Raw genomic sequence first — 18,846 nt, 5'->3', positions numbered from 1 at the left:
TCTCATACGTGATCGAGTCGCGTCGTTCTTGAGGGGGGACACAATGAAGGTTGGGGGATGCGCCACCGCGCTTGCGGTAACGGCGTTGATGCTGGGCGAAAGCGCCGCACTATCGCAGGAAATTGCCGCCTCGGCCCAGCCGGTGCGCTATCTCACAGATAGCGGATCGCCCTTCGGTGCGCCGTCGACGACGATGGGTGACGCGGCGGACGTGAAGATGCCGGAACTGGCGTTCAAGGGAGACGGGACTGAGGCCGCCGACTTCGACAAATATTATGCTTTCCGCCGTGCGGACACGGATTTCGCCACCGCCTATGCCGATATCGCCGAGTGCGACGGTTATGCTCGCGGGCTGCAAAGCGGGATCGGATATCAGCAAGTGCCCTATCCCTATGCCGGTACCATGGCGGGCGCGGTCGGCGGGGCGATCGGCAGCGCGATGGCGATGGCAATCTTCGGATCGGCCGAGAAGCGCCGGCTGCGTCGCGTGAACATGCGCACCTGCATGAATTTCAAGGGTTATGACCGCTACGGCTTGCCCAAGGATTTGTGGGAGAAATTCAACTTCGAAGAGGGGTTGTCCGGCGTTAGCGAGGAAAAGCGGCAGGCCTATCTCAAGCAACAGGCGCTGGTCGCCTCATCGGCCTCGCTGCAGGGTAAGGTATTGGGACGATGAAGCGGATCATGCTGAGCACTGCGCTCGCCATGGCCATCGCCATGCCTGCCGCCGCCAAGGATAAGCCGCCGGTTTTCGTCGAGACCGCGTCGATTCCGGACAAGCCGGTCTTCGCGTTCAATCCGGCCAAGGCCTATGTCCTGTTGCGCACCGAAGTGGCGACGCCGCTTCTGCTCATGAAAGTGCCAACGGCCGAGGATCAGAGTGTTTACGACAAGCTGCGCGCTGGGGCACTGGATGAAGCGCGGCGCAAATATGCGAAGAAGCTCGCCAGCTATAACCAGAGCGTAGCCTTGGCGACCAAGACCTCCGGGATGCGCGTTCCGGAAAAGCCGGTCGAGCCGACCGAAGCGAATTTCGAATTCACGCCCTTCGGGATGATGGCCAGCGTCTCGGTCGGGCCGATGTACCGATTCGCCAAGAGCAAGGCGAGCTCGACCTATCTCCAGGAGCTGACGCCGGGGACTTACCGGGTCTACGGCACGCTGGTCGCGGTACCGGGGGCAGCGGCTGCGGGCAGTTGTTATTGCATGGGAAGCGTGGCGTTCGACGTCAAAGCGGGAGAAATCACCGACCTGGGCGTGATCATGGCTGGTGAACCTTTCGTACGCGTATCCGGCGATTCGTCCGCGCCGGTCGATCTGAGCGGGCAGAAATTGTTTCAGGCCGCACCAGCAGGGATGGCGATCGATCCGCGTATCGCCGGCCAGACGATCACCGCCGCACGTTATAAACCGGTCGGGAAGCTACCGAACTATTTCGGGGTCACGATTACGCGGATGCCCGAAATGCCCGGGATATTTCGATATGATCGCGACAAGATCGTCGATCTGACCGGGCAGTGACGATAAAAGCCGGTGCCGCTGTCGCCAAGTCAAATGGCGGCGCGGCATGTTTCGCAAACAAATGTCCATGAGCTGACGCCGGCGTTTTTGCCGCGATCGATCGTGCAACCCTGGATTCGATCGGCCGACTCGATTCTCTTCGCGCAGCTACTGCGCATCATCCTCCTGATTCTTCGTCACGCCGCCGGTGCCACCGACACCATCGGGCGATCCGGCGGAGGTGAAAGTGTCGGGCTCTCGCCCGCCTTCGCCGCGCTTGACCGCGTCCTTGCGCGCTTCGACCGCCTGTTCGAGGTCGCTGCGCTTATCATTGTCGTTGCCGGGGACGCCGTCGCGAGGCGGACCCTGAGTAGGATCGCTCATGCGAAATCTCCCAGATCGGCGGGTTGTTGCGGTGTATCGCCGGGGCTGGTGTCCGGTTGTGGGGCAGGGATGTCGATATCCGGTGCGGTCGGACTGACTTCGGGTGGAGCCGGTACAGGTTGGGCGGGCTGACTCGGCTGGGGCGGCACTTCGGTCGGGGGTATGGTGGCCATAATCGATCTCCTCGGGTTCCAAACGCCCCGGAATCGCGTCGGTTGCTTCCGCTCTTGCCAGCGATCATGATATTGCTATGGCCCTATATCGTAATGGGCCGCTTGCTCCGTGACGCGGGGCTGGTATAGACGCCGCGCAATCGGCGGTGTCCCATGCGGGCGTGGCGGAACTGGTAGACGCGCCTGGTTTAGGTCCAGGTATCGCAAGATGTGGGGGTTCGAGTCCCTTCGCCCGCACCAGTCTCGCTGCTCTTGGCGGGGACTGGCTTCCTAGAATTTCGGATAAGGCTTGAGTAGTTACCATGCAGACTGTCGAGACGTTGAACGAGGGCCTGAAGCGCGCCTACACGCTGAAGATCACCGCGAAGGACATCGATTCCAAGGTCGATGCCGAACTGAAGCGCGTTGCACCGCAAGTGCGCATGCCCGGCTTCCGTCCCGGCAAGGTGCCGGCGAATCTGGTGCGCAAGATGCACGGCCCCGCGCTGGCGCAGGACGCGCTCAACAGCTCAATTCAGGAAGGCGTGCAGCAACTGCTCGTCGAGCAGAAACTGCGTCCCGCGATGCAGCCTTCGGTCAGCCTTGAAAATGACTATGAGCCCGGCAAGGACGCTGAGCTGAAGGTCGAGCTCGAAGTTTTGCCCGATGTGCCGACCCCGTCGATCGACGGCCTGACGCTTGAGCGCCTGACGGTCGCCACCAACGAGACGGCACTGAACGAGCAGCTGCAGAAGTTCGCCGACCAGCAGAAGCGCTGGGAAGACGCGAAAGCGACTTACAAGGCGAAGACCGGCGATCTGGTCGTGATGGATTTCGTCGGCAAGGTCGACGGCGTCGCATTTGATGGCGGCACCGGCGGGGATATGTCGGTCGAGCTCGGCTCGGGCCGCCTGATCCCCGGTTTCGAGGACCAGGTCGTCGGCGTGAAGACCGGCGACGAGCGTCAGATCAACGTGACCTTCCCCGATGACTACAATGTCGACACACTGAAGGGTAAGCCCGCAACGTTCGACCTTACGATCAAAGCGGTGAAGACCGCCGGCGAAACCAAGATCGACGATGAACTCGCGACGTCACTCGGTCTGGAAAGCCTTGAGCAGCTCAAGGGCCTGCTCAAGGGGCAGATCGATCAGGAACTGAACGGCCTGACGCGCACCCACATGAAGCGCAAGCTACTCGACCAGCTCGCCGAGGGGCATGATTTCCCGGTTCCGCCGTCGATGGTCGAAGCCGAGTTCGGCCAGATCTGGTCGCAGCTCGAACATGAAGCAAGCCATGAGGAAGATCCGGCGGCGGCACTCGCCGAGATGGAATCCGAGCGCGACGATTACCACAAGATCGCCGAGCGCCGCGTACGGCTTGGTCTGCTCCTGTCGGAGATCGGCCAGGCGAACGGCGTCGAGGTCAGCCAGCAGGAAATGAACCGCCTGATCGCGCAGGCCGCACAGCAATATGGTCCCGAGGATCGCCAGCGCTTCATGCAATATGTCCAGCAGGAACCGATGGCGGCCGCTCAGCTGCGCGCCCCGCTGTATGAGGATAAGGTGGTCGATTTCCTGTTCGACAAGGCGTCGATCAGCGACCGCGAGGTAACGCGCGAAGAGCTGGAAGCGGCAATCGAGTCCGAGGATGGCCACGTCCATGGTCCAGGGTGCGGCCACGATCATGACCATGATCATGACGCGAAGCCCAAGGCGAAGAAGGCGGCAGCCAAGAAGGTTACACCTGCCGAGGAGAGTGCCGTCGAAGAGAAGCCGGCCGAAGCCAAGCCTGCGAAGAAGGCAGCCGCGAAGAAGGCAGAGGCTCCTGCCGAAGTCGTCGAAGAGGTGAAGCCCGCTGCGAAGAAGGCAGCCAAGCCGAAGGCGGAAGCGGCGCCAGCTGAAGAAGTCGCGCCGGCCAAGAAGCCCGCAGCCAAGAAGCCTGCGGCGAAGAAGGCCTAAAGCAGATTTAGCTGTCATCCCCGCGAAAGCGGGGATCCCGCTTCTTCTTCCTAAGGCAAAATGTGACGCAAGCGGCGAAGGGCAGCGGGATTTCCGCTTTCGCGGGGATGACGGGCAGGGGGGAATGTGACGCAAATCGCTGACAGCCCCCAACCCAGCATCGCTGTCCTGCTGCCATGCTATAACGAGGAAGCGGCGATCGCGCAGACGATTGCCGGTTTTCGTGCCGTGCTCCCCCAAGCGGCGATCTACGTCTATGACAATAACAGCCGGGACCGCACGGTGGAGGTCGCGAAGGCGGCCGGTGCGATTGTCCGCTGCGAGCGCATCCAGGGCAAGGGCAATGTCGTACGCCGCATGTTCGCGGATATCGATGCCGACATCTATGTGATGGCCGACGGCGACGCGACCTATGACGCCGCGTCCGCGCCCGCATTGATCGCCCGCGTCCTGAACGAGCAGCTCGACATGGTGGTCGGATCGCGCGTCACTCAGGAAACCGCCGCCTATCGCCGCGGCCACCAGTTCGGCAATCGCGCGATGACCGGAATTCTTGCGCGGCTGTTCGGTCGCAGCTTCACCGATATCTTTTCCGGCTATCGCGTCTTTTCACGCCGCTTCGTGAAGAGCTTTCCGGTTCTATCGTCCGGCTTCGAGATTGAAACCGAGATCAGCGTCCATGCGCTTGAATTGAAGATGCCGGTCGGTGAAGTCGAGACGCCCTATTATGCGCGGCCCGAAGGGTCGGTGTCGAAGCTCAATACCTATCGCGACGGCTTCCGCATCGCGCGTACCATTGCGACGCTGTACCGGATCGAGCGGCCGATGCTGTTCTTCGGCATCATCGCGGCGCTGCTCGCGGTGCTGGCGGTGATACTCGCGGTGCCGCTGATCATGACCTATATGCAGACGCATCTGGTGCCGCGCTTTCCAACTGCGATCCTGGTGACCGGCCTGATGATCCTCGCCTCGCTCAATATCTTTGCGGGATTGATCCTCGATACGGTGGTGCATGGGCGGCGCGAGGTGCGGCGTCTCGCCTATCTGGCTCACAAGGCTCCCGGCAACGGGGGTTGAACTCGCTTTCGCCAAGGCCGATGTAGGCTGTCGCAAGGGCATAAAGGATTCAAGACTTCCATGCATAATCCGTTCGACACCGGCGATTTCATGCGTCCGCTCACCAACGCCGGCTTCGCTGCGCAAGATCCTCAGTCGGGCCTGGTCCCGATCGTGATCGAGCAATCCAATCGCGGCGAGCGTAGCTTCGACATTTATTCGCGCCTGCTGCGCGAGCGCATCATCTTCGTCACCGGTGGGGTCGAGGACCATATGGCCTCGGTCATCAGCGCACAGTTGCTCTTCCTGGAGTCGGAAAACCCCAAGAAGGACATCTTCATGTACATCAACTCGCCGGGCGGCGTCGTCACGGCGGGCATGGCGATTCATGACACGATGCAGTATATCCGTCCACGCGTCGGCACGGTGTGCATGGGCCAGGCCGCATCGATGGGCAGTTTCCTGCTTGCAGCAGGTGAGCCGGGCATGCGTGTCGCGCTGACCAATTCGCGCATCATGATCCACCAGCCGTCGGGCGGGGCACAAGGCATGGCGTCGGACATTGAGATTCAGGCGCGCGAGATTCTGCGCATCCGGGCTCGGATGAACGAACTCTATGCGCAGTACACCGGCAAGCCGGTCGAGGAGATCGAGCGCGCCATGGACCGCGACAAATTCATGTCGTCGGATGAGGCCAAGGAATTCGGCCTGATCGATGAGGTGTTCGACAAGCGTCCGGCGATTGCGGACGAATCGGGCACCCCGGTCCTGCCGGCATCGTAAGGCGATTTTGACACCATTCATCGTAAGATGATTTTGATTCCAGTCGTCGTGAGACGATTTTGATTGTTGTAGGATTGAAGGCGGGCGGTCTACCATGGCCGCCCGCACTAGCGCGCCCGAGGGGCTGCGAAGGATGTATTGAATGACGAAGCTCAGCGGTGGCGATTCGAAGAGCACGCTCTATTGCTCGTTCTGCGGCAAGTCGCAGCATGAGGTGCGCAAGCTCATTGCCGGGCCCACCGTGTTCATCTGCGATGAGTGCGTCGAGCTCTGCAACGACATCATTCGCGAGGAAACCAAGTCCGCGCTCGTCTCGAAAAAGGACGGGGGCGTGCCGACGCCGCAGGAAATCTGCGACGTTCTGGACGATTATGTGATTGGTCAGAAGCGCGCCAAGCGCGTCCTGTCGGTCGCGGTGCACAATCATTACAAGCGCCTCAACCACGGCCAGAAGGGCGCGGATGTCGAACTTGCCAAGTCGAACATCCTGCTCGTCGGGCCAACCGGCTGCGGCAAGACCTTGCTCGCCCAGACCCTGGCGCGAATCCTCGACGTGCCCTTCACCATGGCCGATGCGACGACGCTGACCGAAGCGGGTTATGTCGGCGAGGATGTCGAGAACATCATCCTCAAGCTGCTTCAGGCGTCGGATTACAATGTCGAACGCGCGCAGCGCGGCATCGTCTACATCGACGAGATCGACAAGATCAGCCGCAAGGCGGAAAACCCCTCGATCACGCGCGACGTGTCGGGTGAGGGCGTTCAGCAGGCGCTGCTCAAGCTGATGGAGGGCACCACCGCATCGGTGCCGCCACAGGGCGGTCGCAAGCATCCGCAGCAGGAGTTCCTGCAGGTGGATACGACCAACATCCTGTTCATCTGCGGCGGCGCGTTCAGCGGCCTCGAAAAGATCATCGGCGATCGCCTGCAGGGCAAGTCGATCGGCTTTGGCGCCTATGTCGCCAGCCCTGAGGAACGCCGTACCGGCGAGACGCTGAAGGCGGTCGAGCCCGAGGATCTGCTCAAGTTCGGACTAATCCCCGAATTCGTCGGCCGCCTGCCGGTCATCGCGACGCTCGAGGATCTCGACGTGCCCGCGCTGGTGACGATCCTGACCGAGCCGAAGAACGCTTTGGTGAAGCAGTATCAGAAGCTGTTCGACATGGAGCAGGTCAAGCTTGGCTTCACCGACGATGCGTTGGTCACGGTCGCCAAGAAGGCGATCGATCGCAAGACCGGCGCGCGGGGGCTGCGGTCGATCCTCGAGGGTATATTGCTCGACACGATGTTCGACCTGCCCGGCATGGACGGCGTCGACGAAGTGATGATCGACGGCGACGTGATCGAAGGCCGCAAGGAGCCGATCCGCGTCTATGCCAAGAAGGACAAGGCGGGCGCCGGCGCTGCGTGATCGCAGTGCCGGGCCTGACTTTCCCGGGCCGGGTTTTCCGGTCGCGGCATAATTCGGGCGATTATTGAACCTTCCCATCGGGCCGGTGTTTCGTCGCCATGTCCGATGCTGCCATGCTCGCTGCACCAGCTGTGGCTTTTCCATCTGGTGGCGCATCGCCTTTGTTGACTGATGCCGGGCTGCGGCGGCCGCTTATCGCGTTGGCTGCGCTCAATTTCTTTCTCGCCGACGCACGTGACGGGTTGGGGCCGTTCCTCGACGCCTATCTCGCGACCCATGGCTGGTCTTCTATGGCATTGGGTGCAATCGCGACAGGTGGCGGTTTGCTCGGCATGATTGCAACGCCGCTGTTCGGCGCGCTGGTCGATGGCACGCGTTACAAGCGAACCCTGGTCATCGTGCCGGTAATCCTGGTAACGGTCGCTGCGCTGCTGACGCTGCGCATTCCCTCGGTCTCGATGGTCATCGGCGGGCAGGGCATGACCGCGGTGGTCGGCGCCGTGATCGGCCCTGTACTGATCGGCCTGACGTTGGGCGTGGTCGGTGAGGAGCGCTTTCCCGATCAGGTGTCGCGCAACGAATTCTGGAATCACGCGGGCAATGTCCTCTCGCTCGCCGCGATCTACGTCGCGACGGCCTTGTATGGCGAATCCGGCATCGTCTGGCTGATGATTGCTACGGCGTTTGGCGCGGTGATTGCGGCCGCGGCGATCGACCCAAAGCGAATCGATCACCAAGTGGCGCGGGGACTGGCGCATGACGATGGCGAACCGGGACCGTCGGGTTTCACCGTGCTGCTCCGTTCGCGTGGCCTGATCATGCTCGCGGTCGTGCTGCTGATCTTCCATTTCGCCAACGCACCGATCAGCCGGCTGATCGCACAGCAATATTCGATCGAACTCGGCACACCTTTCCGGACCACCGCGCTGATCACCGGCGTCGCGCAGCTGACCATGATCGGTGCCGCGGTGCTTGCGCCGCTGCTAATCAGGCGCTTCGGGCTGGGAGCGGTATTCGTCATCGGGCTGGCCGCCTTGCCGTTGCGCGGAGCGATTGCCGGTGGCCTGACAGGGTTCTGGACGGTTTATCCGGTCCAGTTCCTCGATGGCTTCGGTGCGGGATTGCTCGGAATCGTCACTCCGGTCGCAGCAGAGCGAATCCTGTCGGGCAGCGGACGGTTCAATGTCGGCCTGGCCGCAGTGATGACCGTACAGGGCATCGGTGCATCGTTGAGCAATATTGTCGCCGGCTGGCTGGTCGCGCAAGGCGGCTATGGTCTGGCCTATTGGATTCATGGCATGGTCGCAGTGCCCGCGCTGGTGCTGTTCGTCATTTGCCGCCACAGTATCGCGCCGCCGCGTGCGACCATCTAAGATCAAGGAATCCAGCCGACACATGACCCGTAACCCCAGTCTGCCGCTCTGGTCGCTCACCCTGCCGCCGCTCGGCCTTGTCGCCGTCCTGGCCTCTATCTCCAAGATGGGTGGCGTTGGTGCTGGTATCGGAGCGCTGATCCTGATCGGTTGCGTACTCGCGGCGGTCCATCATGCCGAAGTCGTTGCCCACCGTATCGGCGAGCCATTCGGAACTCTGGTTCTGGCGATTTCTGTCACGGTGATCGAGGTATCGCTGATCGTCTCGCTGATGTTTGCCGAAGGCGGGGATGGTGCCACCCTGGCTCGTGACACGGTGTTCGCCGCGGTGATGATCATCCTCAACGGCATTGTCGGCCTGTGCCTGCTCGCGGGCGGCGCGCGGCATCATGAGCAGCGCTTCGTTCAGCGCGGAGTGAGCGCGACGCTTGCCGTGCTCGCCGCGATGGTCGTGCTGACGCTGGTTTTACCCAATTTCACCTCGACCGTCGCTGGGCCGGTCTACTCGAACAGCCAATTGATCTTCGTCGCGATCATGTCGCTGATTCTCTATGCGACCTTCGTGCTGGTGCAGACGGTACGGCACCGCGATTATTTCCTGCCTGCGACCACCGGCGCGCTGCCCGCTGACGCGCACGCCGAGCCGCCATCGGTGCGTACGACATGGACGGCGTTCGGTTTGCTGCTTGTCGCGCTGGTCGCGGTGGTCTTGCTCGCCAAGGGCCTCGCACCCACACTGGAACGGGCGGTGGTCGGGGCAGGCCTGCCTCTGGCATTGGTCGGCGTGGCGATCGCCGCGCTGGTGCTCGCGCCCGAGAGCCTGGCGGCCTATCGTGCGGCGAAGCGAAATCGCCTGCAGACCAGCTTGAACCTTGCGCTTGGTTCGGCGCTGGCAACGATCGGTCTGACCATTCCGAGCGTTGCGGTGGTGTCGCTCATGCTTGACCTGCCACTCAGCCTCGGCATCGATGCGAAGGGCATCACCTTGCTCGGTCTGTCGCTGATGGTGTCGATCCTGTCGCTCGGTACCGGGCGCACGACGGTATTGCAGGGGGCGGTGCACCTCGTCATCTTTGCCGCCTATCTGTTCACGACGATCGTGCCATGACGACTGAAAGCCCAACGACATTGCTGGCCGGGCAGAGGGATCGGGCACCGGTGGCGGCGATGCTGGCGCGGGCCTTTGCCGAAGACCCGGCAACTTGCTTCATCTTTCCCGATCCGGTGGTTCGCGCCCGGCGCTTGCCGAAACTGTTCGCCTTGCTGTTTGATGGGGACGAGGCGGCGGGTATGCGGCTGGTAACAGCGGGCGGTGCAGCGGCTACGTTGTGGCGCGGGCCCGGGCGATCGCGGACCAGCCGTCTCGAGCTGATCCGCAGCGCCTGGCCGGTGCTCCGCGCTATGGGGTTGAGTGGTGCTCTTGTGCGGGCGCTGGCGGTGTCCGAGGCGATCGACGCGCATCACCCGACCGGGGATTACTGGTATCTCCATATCGCCGGCTGTGATCCGGCGATGCAGGGACGCGGGCTGGGCCGGGCGGCAGTGCAGGCCGGACTCGATCGCGTCGCGGGCGGGGGGCTCCCGGTCTATCTGGAAACGCCGCTGGAAAAGAATATCGGTTTCTATCTTGGTCTTGGCTTCGAGCTGACCGGCGAATGGCAGGTGCCCAAGGGCGGACCACGCTTCTGGTCGATGATGCGCAGCGCCTAAGCGGTTTCTACAGCGAGTTTCGCCAGCCAGGCCTTGGCCTGCTTTGGTTCGCCGACAGCACTGGGATCGACCGGGCCACGCGAAGCCATGAACTCGGCATGTAGGTCGAACGATGACAGCCCGAGACGCTTGCGAATCTCGTCTACGTCATCGGCGAGTTCGGTCAATTCTTCGATCGCGAGCGCCCAGAGCGCGGTCAATTGCCGATCCCTGTTATGGGCGAATAATCCCCATTTGCCGGCGGCGCACCGCTCAAGTGCAGCTATCAGCAGCAGACGATAGTCGCGCTCCATTGTCGTCCGGCGTTCGTCGAGCTGAGCCAGCCTATCGGCCTTCGCCATTGGTTGTTGATTCCTTTTTCGTGCGCTGGTGCCGGACAGCGCCATTGGCAAAATGGCGGTGGCATCAACCGGACATGTCCCGCGCGTGCCTGACTATCGCACCCTATAGGGTCTGGCGGCAACCGACAGCTTCGCGCGCCGTCCCTTGTCATCAATCTTGTCATCAATATGGACGGAAAAGGGGCGGTCGAGATACGGAAAATGCGTGTCTGCGGAATTCTTCGCTCGATGAGCTGTGCTGCGATGCACAATAAAATCATTGCCTTGCGGCCGAAATTTAAACGCAATTGGATAGATGCAAATATTGCAGTTGCAAGACGTAAAATATGAATATCTATTACAGCTTCTAACGGAGAGGCAGATTCGGCGAGCAGTCGAAGTAGATGCAAAGACAGGTAAATCCTGCTTTGCTATCAGCATATCTATGTTTTAAATAATACATTGCACCAATATTGGTTGGGCGATGGTATGTAGTCTTTTTCCTAAAGAAGCAGGGATGAAATCAATTTAACAATTAAGCAAAACATCGGGGGATGGTGCGGTGGGAGGCTCCTGGAGATATCCATAAACGGGGGCGCCACGATGAAATCTACCACTCGTATCTCAATGATCGCGTTGGCGATCGCGACTCTTGCCGCGAACGGCACCGCCTGGGCGGAAGACAAGCCGGCGAGCATCGTGCCGGCGGACGGCGCGCTCCCCGACGAAAGCGGGCCGGTGCCAATCGATGACGACATCATCGTTACCGGGACGCGTGCGACCGGCATTACCGCTGGGGAAAGCGCAACCCCGATCAAGCTGATCGACGCCAATGCCATCACTCACGTTGGCCAGCCGAATCTCAATCAGGTTCTGACGCAACTGGTGCCGTCATTCACCGCTCAGGCGTTTGGTGGCGACACTGCCAACCTGACCTTGTCCGCCCGATTGCGCGGCCTCAGCCCGAACCATACGCTGGTGCTGGTCAACGGAAAACGACGCCATGGTACGGCCAATCTCGCGGTCCTTGGCGGCCCCTATCAAGGCTCGGCCACCGCCGATCTCGACCTGATCTCGCCCGGTTCGATCAAGCGCATCGAAGTGCTCGAAGATGGCGCGGCGGCGCAATATGGCTCGGACGCGATCGCCGGGGTCATCAATATCATCCTGAAGGATGACAGCGAGGGCGGCGATGCTTCGGCGACCGCTGGCAAGAATTACGATGTCGGCGGAACCACCTATTCCGGCACGCTCCATCTTGCCGCCGCGATCGGCCAGGATGGGTTCATCAACGTGACCTTGTTCCATCGCTACCACGATTTCACTCAGATCGGCGGGCTCGACCGGAGGGTCACCGACATCAATGGCGTACTGCTGACGCCGACCACCACTCCGGCGCTCAGTTCTGAGCAACAGGCGCTTTACCGCAACATTCCGGGGTTTCCTTACGTCAACCGGATCAATGGCGATGCCAAATCTCACCTGACGAATGTGCAGTTCAACGCGGCTTATGATTTCGGATCGGTCGAGGCCTATTCCTTCGGGTCGTACAGCAAACGCATCGCCAGTGCTTATGAGAATCTGCGCGTCCCCGACCGAGTGATCGCATCACCGGTGCTGGGCGTCGCGGGAAGCCTGACCACCCCTGGCGAGCTGGTGCCGTTTCCACTCGGATTCAGTCCGCGAGAGGGCATTCGCGAAGATGATTTTGCCTTTACCGGCGGTGTGCGCGGCACGTTGGGCGATTTCCACTATGACGTGAGTACGACCTATGGCGAGGACAAGAACCTCATCTACACGCTCGATTCGGCCAACCGTTCGCTGTTTATCGATACCCATTTCACGCCGCGCGATTTTTACAACGGCATGTTCAAATCGACGGAGTTCACCGCGAACGCCGATTTCACCAATGAATTCGATCTCGGCATGGCCGGCCCGATGACCGTCGCGTTCGGCGGTGAATATCGCAAGAACACCTATTCGATCGGCTCGGGCGACCCGGCATCGATTTACAAGGAGGGCGGACAATCCTATCCAGGCTTCCGTCCGTCGGATGCCGGCAATCACGACCGCGAGAATCAGTCGCTCTATCTCGATATCGCGGCGACGCCGATCGAGGCGCTGAAGCTCGACGGCGCCGTGCGGTACGAACATTATTCCGATTTCGGCAGCAAGGTGATCTTCAAAGGTACAGGTCGCTACGACTTCTCGCCCGCATTCGCCTTGCGCGGCACGGTTTCGACCGGGTTCCGTGCGCCAACGTTGGCGGAATCTTTCTATTCGGCGACCAACGTGTCGCCATCCTCGGCGTTCGTGCAGCTTCCAGCCAATTCGGCCGCAGCCAAGCTGATCGGCTTCCAGAATCTGCAGCCGGAAAAATCGACCAATTTCAGCGCCGGTGTCGTAGTTCGTCCATCGCGTGGCGTGACGGTCACGCTCGATGCCTATCAGGTGAAGATCAAGGATCGCATCCTCGGTACCGGATCGATCTTCGGTAGCGGCGGCGCGACCAATTTCTTGGTGGTAAAGGAGGCCATTATCGCCAACGGCAATATCCTCGATCCGACGGTCGGCCAGACCGGTATCAACATCTTCACCAACGGAGCGGATACAAGGACGCGCGGTATCGAGTTGACGTTCAGCGCAGCGAGCGACTTCGGCGATGCCGGCAAGGTCGCCTGGACCCTGTCGGGCAACTACAACGAGACGAAGATCACCCGGCTTGGCGCAGCCCCGTCGACGCTGATCGATCCGAAGACGAACAAGCCAATCCCGCTGTTCGACCTGAGCGCGCAGAGCAACCTCGAAACCGCTTCACCAAAGGTCAAGGTGATCGGGTCAGCTTATTATACGGTCGGGAAATTCTCCGCCACGTTACGGGGAACCTTATTCGGCAAGAGCTCTGCCTATGCCAGCCCGGATGGCGGGCAATTCTATCTGCAGAAGATCGGCACCGCGGCGATTGCCGACCTGGAGCTCGGCTATGAATTGATCGACGGCGTGGATCTGTCGATCGGCGCGAACAATCTGTTCAACAAACGTCCGCCAACCGTCGGGCTAGTTCCAGGCACGACCAATTCGACGCTTCAGAACGGCGGCAATGTGCTCGACGCACCGCTTACCTTCAGCCCCTACGGCATCAACGGCGGATATTATTACGCCAGGATCGGCGTGAAATTCTGACCATCGCCGCTCGCGATACCGATGCGGCATCGTGAGCGGCATCACGTTGGACGACGCTTGTCGGCCGGTGCGCACTGGCCAGCCGACAGCGGCATTTTCCCAGAACGGATATACCGACATGCCTGTCCTCACATGGTTGATACCGTTGGCGGCCCTTTTGGCCGCCGGATTGATGGCCGGCTTTGCCGCCGGCATTTTCGGCATCGGCGGCGGCTTCGTTGTCGTGCCAGCGCTCTTCGTCGTGCTGCCGCTGCTCGGCGGCGTGCACAGTCAATACGCCCATGTCGCGATCGGAACATCGGCCGCGACGATCATCGTCACTTCGATCCGCTCGCTCAGATCGCATCACAAGCGCGGTGCGGTCGATTTCGAAATCCTGAAAAGCTGGGCCCCGTGGGTGGTGCTCGGCTGCAGCGCGGGCGTGCTGTTGGCCGACCATGTTGATGGCAAGGTCCTGACCGTGATCTTTGCGACCGGCGTCCTGTTGATGTCAGTGAATTTCCTGGTGCCGCGGCTGAGCGGCAGGGTGGTCAGTCAGGACATGCCAATTGGCGTGACGCGGATCGGCATCGCCGGTGGACTTGGAACATTTTCATCTCTCCTGGGGATCGGAGGCGGGACGATCGCCATCATGGTGATGACTTTGTGCGGACGGTCGATTCACCGTGCCATTGCAACCGCATCGGGCATCGGGACGCTGATCGCCGTGCCCAGCGCGCTTGGATTTGCGATCATCGGTTTTCGCGAACCAGGCTTACCTTGGGGGTCGCTCGGCTATGTTAATATTCCGGCCGCGGTGGCAATCTCTTCCATGTCGATCCTCACCGCGCCGCTTGGCGTTGCCGCGGCGCACAGCCTGGAATCCTCGCTGCTGAAGCGCCTGTTCGGCGTCTATCTGATCTTCATTGCCGCCATCATGTTTCGGAACGCGTTGAAAATCTAACCATAAAAATATGATTCAACAGGGAGCATCTACATGTCGAACATTGATATGATTACAGAAGAAGCGGCTGACGACCTGCTCGGTCGAGGCTATTCGCGGCGCCAGCTGGCACGGGTTGCGGCGGTCTTGAGTGCTGGCGCGGTCACTGCGAGCGTCGGGCGCCCGGCCTGGGCATCGGGCGGCGTGCCTGATCCCGCACCGACGGCCAAGATTCGCATCGGCGCCAATGAATGCTGGACGGGGCCGCTCTTGCCCGGGCAGCTGGCGGCATCGAAGGCCATCGCATCGGGCAATCGCTATTCCCCGCATGACGAGCGCGGCGATTTCATCAAGGCTGTGATGTCGGTCGAGGGCGTACCCTATGACCATGTTGCGCCCTGGCCCGGGTCGAGTGACCCCTTGTCCCGTGCGGTCGTCAGCTTCTGTTCTCCAACGCGCGGATTGGTGACGGCCGATCCGACCTTCGAACTGGCAGGGCGCACCGCAGATTGGCTTGGCGCACCAGTCAAGCGGGTGCCGCTCACGGCCGACCACACGCACGACGTGAAGGGGATGCTGGCCGCTGACCCTAACGCCGGACTCTATTATGTGTGCACCCCGAACAATCCGACAGGGACGATCACGCCGATCGCGGACATCGAATGGCTGATTGCCAACAAACCAGCGGGCTCGGTGGTGCTCGTCGATGAGGCCTATACGCATTTTGCCGGGGTGCCGACCGCGTCGCATCTATCCGTCGCGCACAAGGACGTGATCGTCATGCGCACTTTCTCCAAGCTCTTCGGCATGGCCGGAATGCGGATGGGCTATATCATGGCGGACCCGGGGATCATCGCGAAGATGATGCGCTATGACGGCGGCATGCAATCGGGCGCCTTGCCGCTCCCCTCGCTGGCCTGCGCTACGGCGAGCCTGACAGCGGCGCGGCTGATCGCAGCACGGCGTACAGAAATGCAAGCAGCGCGCGGACTTGCGCTCGATCATCTCAAGACGCGCGGGCTGACCGTCGTTCCCACCAATGCGAACATGTTCATGATCGATTGGAAGACGAAGCAGGCCAAGGACATGCAGGTCGCCTTCCGCACGCAGAGCGTGGAGATAGGTCGATCATGGCCGATCTGGCCCACTGTCTCGCGCGTCACCGTCGGATCGACAGCGGAAATGAAGGCATTCTGCATGGCGCTCGACAAGGTCTGGACATGATGTCCTGCGCTTGAGACATCGGGCTTGGCCACACATCGGGGCAGGGCCGAGCCCGAAAGCCTTTACTGGCTCAGAATATCCCTGGCACGAACCGACATACCCGCATCGCATATCTATCGTAAGCGCTTCCAAACCTCTCGCGCAGCAACCGTTCTTCCTCGACGATCCGCAACCATGTGCCGATGAAATAGAGCGGTACCGAGAGCAACAGGTGCAGCGGATGCCCGAACGCGACCGCCAGTGCGATCATGAACAGGAACAGTGCCACATAGATGGGATGGCGGACATGAGCGAAGGGCCCGGCTATCACCAGGCTGTGATCTGACCGGGTGCGCGCAACCAGGCTCCAATTCTGCCCGAGCGCCCGCGTCGAGGTGACGAACAGGCCGATGACTGCCGCCATCAGGAGGCTGATCAGGATCGCCTGGCCGTTTGCAAAGGCGGATAGGGGGGCGAGCCCGACATTGATCGGGCCGAAGCCGGCAACGCCGATAGCCAATCCCTGGATCAGGATTCCCGCCAGCGAACGCCGTGATTTCTTCTGCTGGCCGGCGTCTTTCGCCACACCGCTGCGCGCCACCAGCAATGACAGCAGGAAAAGCACGAAGCCGGTCGCCATGGCCGCCAATCCCGGCACGCCGACCGGGCTGGCGTGCACGAAACTCATTTGGCTGTTGCTTTGGCAGCCATCGCTGCGCGCCACGCTTGCAGGTCTTCGACGGCGATCGATCGTTTGAGAATGCGGCTGTCGGGATCCACCACAACATGTGCATCAGGCGATATATCGATCGTATTGCTGCCGCCCGTCATCGCCAATCGGGTATCCCGGCCGTCGATCTGGATATCTACCGGCATCGGGAAGGGCAGGTTGCCCGGCACTTTCCAGCTCAAGGTCAGTTTCCCGCCCGCGCGTGTTTCCACCAGTTCGGGAAGAGCCGCCTGGCGCAGATAGACATCGAAGAACCAGCGATAGTCCACACCGGTGACCTGTTCGACGATCTTCTGATATTCGGCCGTACTGCAGTAGCGCGGCGCGAAATTGCCCGGCTTCGGATCGATCCGTCCATAGACGGCTAGCCGGGTGACGTCACCGAAAGCCTGATCGCCGATCAGATAGCGCAGCGTGTGGAGCATCCACAACGCCTTGTAATAGATGTCGAGGCCCGGGCCGCCTCTGTCACCCTGGTAAACATCCTCTTCGGCGCGCGGCTTACCCGAGACGATCGGTGCGTTGTTGATAATGTCGGCGCGGCTGGCCAGCATCATTGCGGCATAACGCGCTTCACCCTCACGCCAGCGACCGTAAAGCGGCTGCATATAAGTGGCATAGCCTTCGTGCAGCCACATATCGTCCCAGTCGGCGACGGTCAGTTGATTTGCGAACCATTCATGGGCGAATTCATGCTGGAACAGCCAGTCAAACCCTTCGGGCGCCTTGGCGTATTCATTGCCGTAGCCGTTGATCGTCTGGTGCTCCATGCCCTTGTGCGGGGTTTCCACCACGCCGACCTTTTCGTCGCCAAACGGGTAGGGGCCAATGGTACGTTCGAAGAAATCCACGGTCGGCGCGAATTCGGCGAACAACGCCCTGGCCTGTTTGTCTTCGCCCGGCAGGTACCAATAGGTCATCGGGAAGCTGTTGCCGAAGCGGCTCTGATAGGTCGCCGTGATGTCTTCGTACGGCGCGATGTTGAGCGCGATCGCATACATGTTCGGATGTCTGGCGCGCCAGTTCCACCTCGTGCGCCCGTCGGCCAATTTGTCGACACCAAGCAGCACGCCGTTCGATGGTGCCTTCAGCCCCTTGGGTACCGTGATGTGTAAGTCGACCGAACGCGGTTCAGCAGTCGGGAAATCGAGGCAGGGCCAGAACAGGTCGCAGCCTTCGCCCTGCACAGCGGTTGCGATCCAGGGCAGTCCCGCCGGCGTCTTGGACCAGACGAAGCCGCCATCCCAGGGCGCGCGCACCGCAACATGCGGAGTGCCGCCATAGCTGATCTTCGCTGTAACCTTGCCGTCCACCGGCACCGGTGCGGGCAAGGTGATGGTCAGCCTGCCTTCGGGATTGACCCAGGCCGATCGCTGTAATGGCTTGCCATCGATCGCGATGGCGCTGACGGGCAAGTTGCGGTCGAGATCGATCACCAGACTGGTCAGCTGTGCCTTGGCGGTGAAATCGAGCGTCGCGACACCGGCGATCGACTGGCTGGCCGGCATCACCTCGATCGCCAGGTCGACCGTGTCGAGTTGCAGCTTTGCCTGTTCCGGATCGATCGGCCCGCCCGACCGCTGCGTCTGGGCCGTCAGTGGCGGCAATCCTTTTGGTGGAGGTGCCGCAGCAATCAGCGCGACGAGCGAGGCGGCAAGCAACGGGCGAACGATCATGCGGGGCTTTCTTCGCGAGGTCAGCGCAGCTCGACCATGAACTGGTCGATGACGAGTGTGAAGAAGGGGATGCCGTTCTGCGCGATGCGCAGACGTTTGGGCCAGTTCAGCCCCTTCGCCGAGACAGTACCGTCGAAGGCGAAGCGTTCCTGGATAACCTCACCGCCATCCGGTGCGAAGACGGTATAATTGGCGGCGCTCAGGCGACCGGTCGGATCCGTTTCGAAGCTGACCGGCGGCAGGCCTGGATGCGCGGCGAGGAGCTTGGCCCCAGCCGCCGCGGTCGGCGCACGCAGCAGCATATAGCCGTACAGACCATATTGCTCGCGTTCGTGCAGGACCTGATGGGCGGGCAGGGCGACCCGCTTGCCGTCGCGTTCGGTCCAGCCGCCATCGGGTTCGATGATCAGCGAGCGAGTCGCGGCGGTTCCTTCCTTGATGATCCAGCTATCCGACCGCGCACGCACGAACGGTTCGACACG

The 18,846-nt window shown here is 61.4% G+C and carries 18 protein-coding genes and 1 tRNA gene; 13 read left to right on the top strand and 6 right to left on the bottom strand.

Annotated elements, in window-relative coordinates; translation table 11 throughout:
- Nucleotides 1-43: 43 nt before the first annotated feature.
- A complete protein-coding gene (locus ACRECS_RS22540; RefSeq protein WP_431585207.1) occupies nucleotides 44-676 on the top strand; it encodes a hypothetical protein in 633 nt (210 codons plus the stop codon).
- Nucleotides 673-1,521, top strand: a complete 849-nt coding sequence (locus tag ACRECS_RS22535) for a hypothetical protein (RefSeq protein WP_431585206.1) — start codon at nucleotides 673-675, stop codon at nucleotides 1,519-1,521. The genes ACRECS_RS22540 and ACRECS_RS22535 overlap by 4 nt, the downstream gene beginning before the upstream one ends.
- A gap of 147 nt (nucleotides 1,522-1,668) precedes the next feature.
- Here the strand turns inward: ACRECS_RS22535 and ACRECS_RS22530 are convergent, their stop codons facing one another.
- A complete protein-coding gene (locus tag ACRECS_RS22530; protein ID WP_431585205.1) occupies nucleotides 1,669-1,884 on the bottom strand; it encodes a hypothetical protein in 216 nt (71 codons plus the stop codon).
- Entirely contained in the window at nucleotides 1,881-2,057 is a 177-nt protein-coding gene (locus ACRECS_RS22525; protein ID WP_431585204.1) for a hypothetical protein, read from the bottom strand. The genes ACRECS_RS22530 and ACRECS_RS22525 overlap by 4 nt, the downstream gene beginning before the upstream one ends.
- Nucleotides 2,058-2,212: 155 nt before the next feature.
- Here ACRECS_RS22525 and ACRECS_RS22520 point away from each other — a divergent pair.
- The 8 genes from ACRECS_RS22520 (at nucleotide 2,213) to ACRECS_RS22485 (ending at nucleotide 10,330) form a co-directional block, all read left to right on the top strand.
- Nucleotides 2,213-2,297, top strand: a tRNA-Leu gene (locus ACRECS_RS22520).
- Between the two features lie 62 nt (nucleotides 2,298-2,359).
- On the top strand, nucleotides 2,360-3,997 hold the full coding sequence (tig, locus tag ACRECS_RS22515) for a trigger factor (protein ID WP_431585203.1): 1,638 nt from the start codon (nucleotides 2,360-2,362) through the stop codon (nucleotides 3,995-3,997).
- Nucleotides 3,998-4,123: 126 nt separating this feature from the next.
- Nucleotides 4,124-5,074 (top strand): glycosyltransferase family 2 protein, encoded by a 951-nt coding sequence (locus ACRECS_RS22510; protein ID WP_431585202.1) that lies wholly within the window; start codon nucleotides 4,124-4,126, stop codon nucleotides 5,072-5,074.
- Nucleotides 5,075-5,134: 60 nt separating this feature from the next.
- The gene (clpP, locus tag ACRECS_RS22505) at nucleotides 5,135-5,836 is read left to right on the top strand and encodes an ATP-dependent Clp endopeptidase proteolytic subunit ClpP (RefSeq protein ID WP_431585201.1); all 702 of its coding nucleotides are present in this window, start codon (nucleotides 5,135-5,137) and stop codon (nucleotides 5,834-5,836) included.
- A gap of 142 nt (nucleotides 5,837-5,978) precedes the next feature.
- Nucleotides 5,979-7,247, top strand: coding sequence for an ATP-dependent Clp protease ATP-binding subunit ClpX (gene clpX, locus ACRECS_RS22500; protein ID WP_034159405.1), 1,269 nt, complete (start codon nucleotides 5,979-5,981; stop codon nucleotides 7,245-7,247).
- Nucleotides 7,248-7,408: 161 nt separating this feature from the next.
- Nucleotides 7,409-8,620 carry an MFS transporter gene (locus ACRECS_RS22495; RefSeq protein ID WP_431585200.1) on the top strand — a complete coding sequence of 404 codons (1,212 nt, stop codon included), beginning with the start codon at nucleotides 7,409-7,411 and terminating at the stop codon, nucleotides 8,618-8,620.
- A 22-nt stretch (nucleotides 8,621-8,642) separates the two neighbouring features.
- Entirely contained in the window at nucleotides 8,643-9,728 is a 1,086-nt protein-coding gene (locus ACRECS_RS22490; RefSeq protein WP_431585199.1) for a calcium:proton antiporter, read from the top strand.
- Nucleotides 9,725-10,330 (top strand): GNAT family N-acetyltransferase, encoded by a 606-nt coding sequence (locus tag ACRECS_RS22485; RefSeq protein ID WP_431585198.1) that lies wholly within the window; start codon nucleotides 9,725-9,727, stop codon nucleotides 10,328-10,330. Before ACRECS_RS22490 ends, ACRECS_RS22485 begins: the two co-directional genes overlap by 4 nt.
- On the opposite strand, the gene ACRECS_RS22480 is transcribed toward ACRECS_RS22485, so the two are convergent.
- Complete coding sequence (locus ACRECS_RS22480; protein WP_431585197.1) at nucleotides 10,327-10,671, bottom strand: hypothetical protein; 345 nt, start codon at nucleotides 10,669-10,671, stop codon at nucleotides 10,327-10,329. The genes ACRECS_RS22485 and ACRECS_RS22480 overlap by 4 nt on opposite strands.
- A gap of 582 nt (nucleotides 10,672-11,253) precedes the next feature.
- On the opposite strand from ACRECS_RS22480, the gene ACRECS_RS22475 reads away from it, so the two are divergent.
- From ACRECS_RS22475 to ACRECS_RS22465, 3 genes are all read left to right on the top strand, one after another.
- Entirely contained in the window at nucleotides 11,254-13,833 is a 2,580-nt protein-coding gene (locus tag ACRECS_RS22475) for a TonB-dependent receptor plug domain-containing protein (protein WP_431585196.1), read from the top strand.
- A 118-nt stretch (nucleotides 13,834-13,951) separates the two neighbouring features.
- Entirely contained in the window at nucleotides 13,952-14,776 is an 825-nt protein-coding gene (locus tag ACRECS_RS22470) for a sulfite exporter TauE/SafE family protein (RefSeq protein WP_431585195.1), read from the top strand.
- A 33-nt stretch (nucleotides 14,777-14,809) separates the two neighbouring features.
- Entirely contained in the window at nucleotides 14,810-15,979 is a 1,170-nt protein-coding gene (locus tag ACRECS_RS22465) for a pyridoxal phosphate-dependent aminotransferase (protein ID WP_431585194.1), read from the top strand.
- 70 nt (nucleotides 15,980-16,049) lie between these two features.
- Here the strand turns inward: ACRECS_RS22465 and ACRECS_RS22460 are convergent, their stop codons facing one another.
- The 3 genes from ACRECS_RS22460 to ACRECS_RS22450 all read right to left on the bottom strand — a co-directional run.
- On the bottom strand, nucleotides 16,050-16,646 hold the full coding sequence (locus ACRECS_RS22460) for a methyltransferase family protein (protein ID WP_431585193.1): 597 nt from the start codon (nucleotides 16,644-16,646) through the stop codon (nucleotides 16,050-16,052).
- Complete coding sequence (locus ACRECS_RS22455; protein WP_431585192.1) at nucleotides 16,643-18,364, bottom strand: M1 family metallopeptidase; 1,722 nt, start codon at nucleotides 18,362-18,364, stop codon at nucleotides 16,643-16,645. Before ACRECS_RS22455 ends, ACRECS_RS22460 begins: the two co-directional genes overlap by 4 nt.
- A 20-nt stretch (nucleotides 18,365-18,384) precedes the next feature.
- Nucleotides 18,385-18,846 (bottom strand): hypothetical protein (locus ACRECS_RS22450; RefSeq protein WP_431585191.1); only part of this gene is annotated, 462 nt, incomplete at its 5' end.

The organism is Sphingomonas sp., from assembly GCF_050725575.1.
Taxonomy (GTDB): domain Bacteria; phylum Pseudomonadota; class Alphaproteobacteria; order Sphingomonadales; family Sphingomonadaceae; genus Sphingomonas.
Note: the sequence above shows the minus strand (reverse complement) of the source record. Positions and strands in the feature narration are given on the sequence as shown.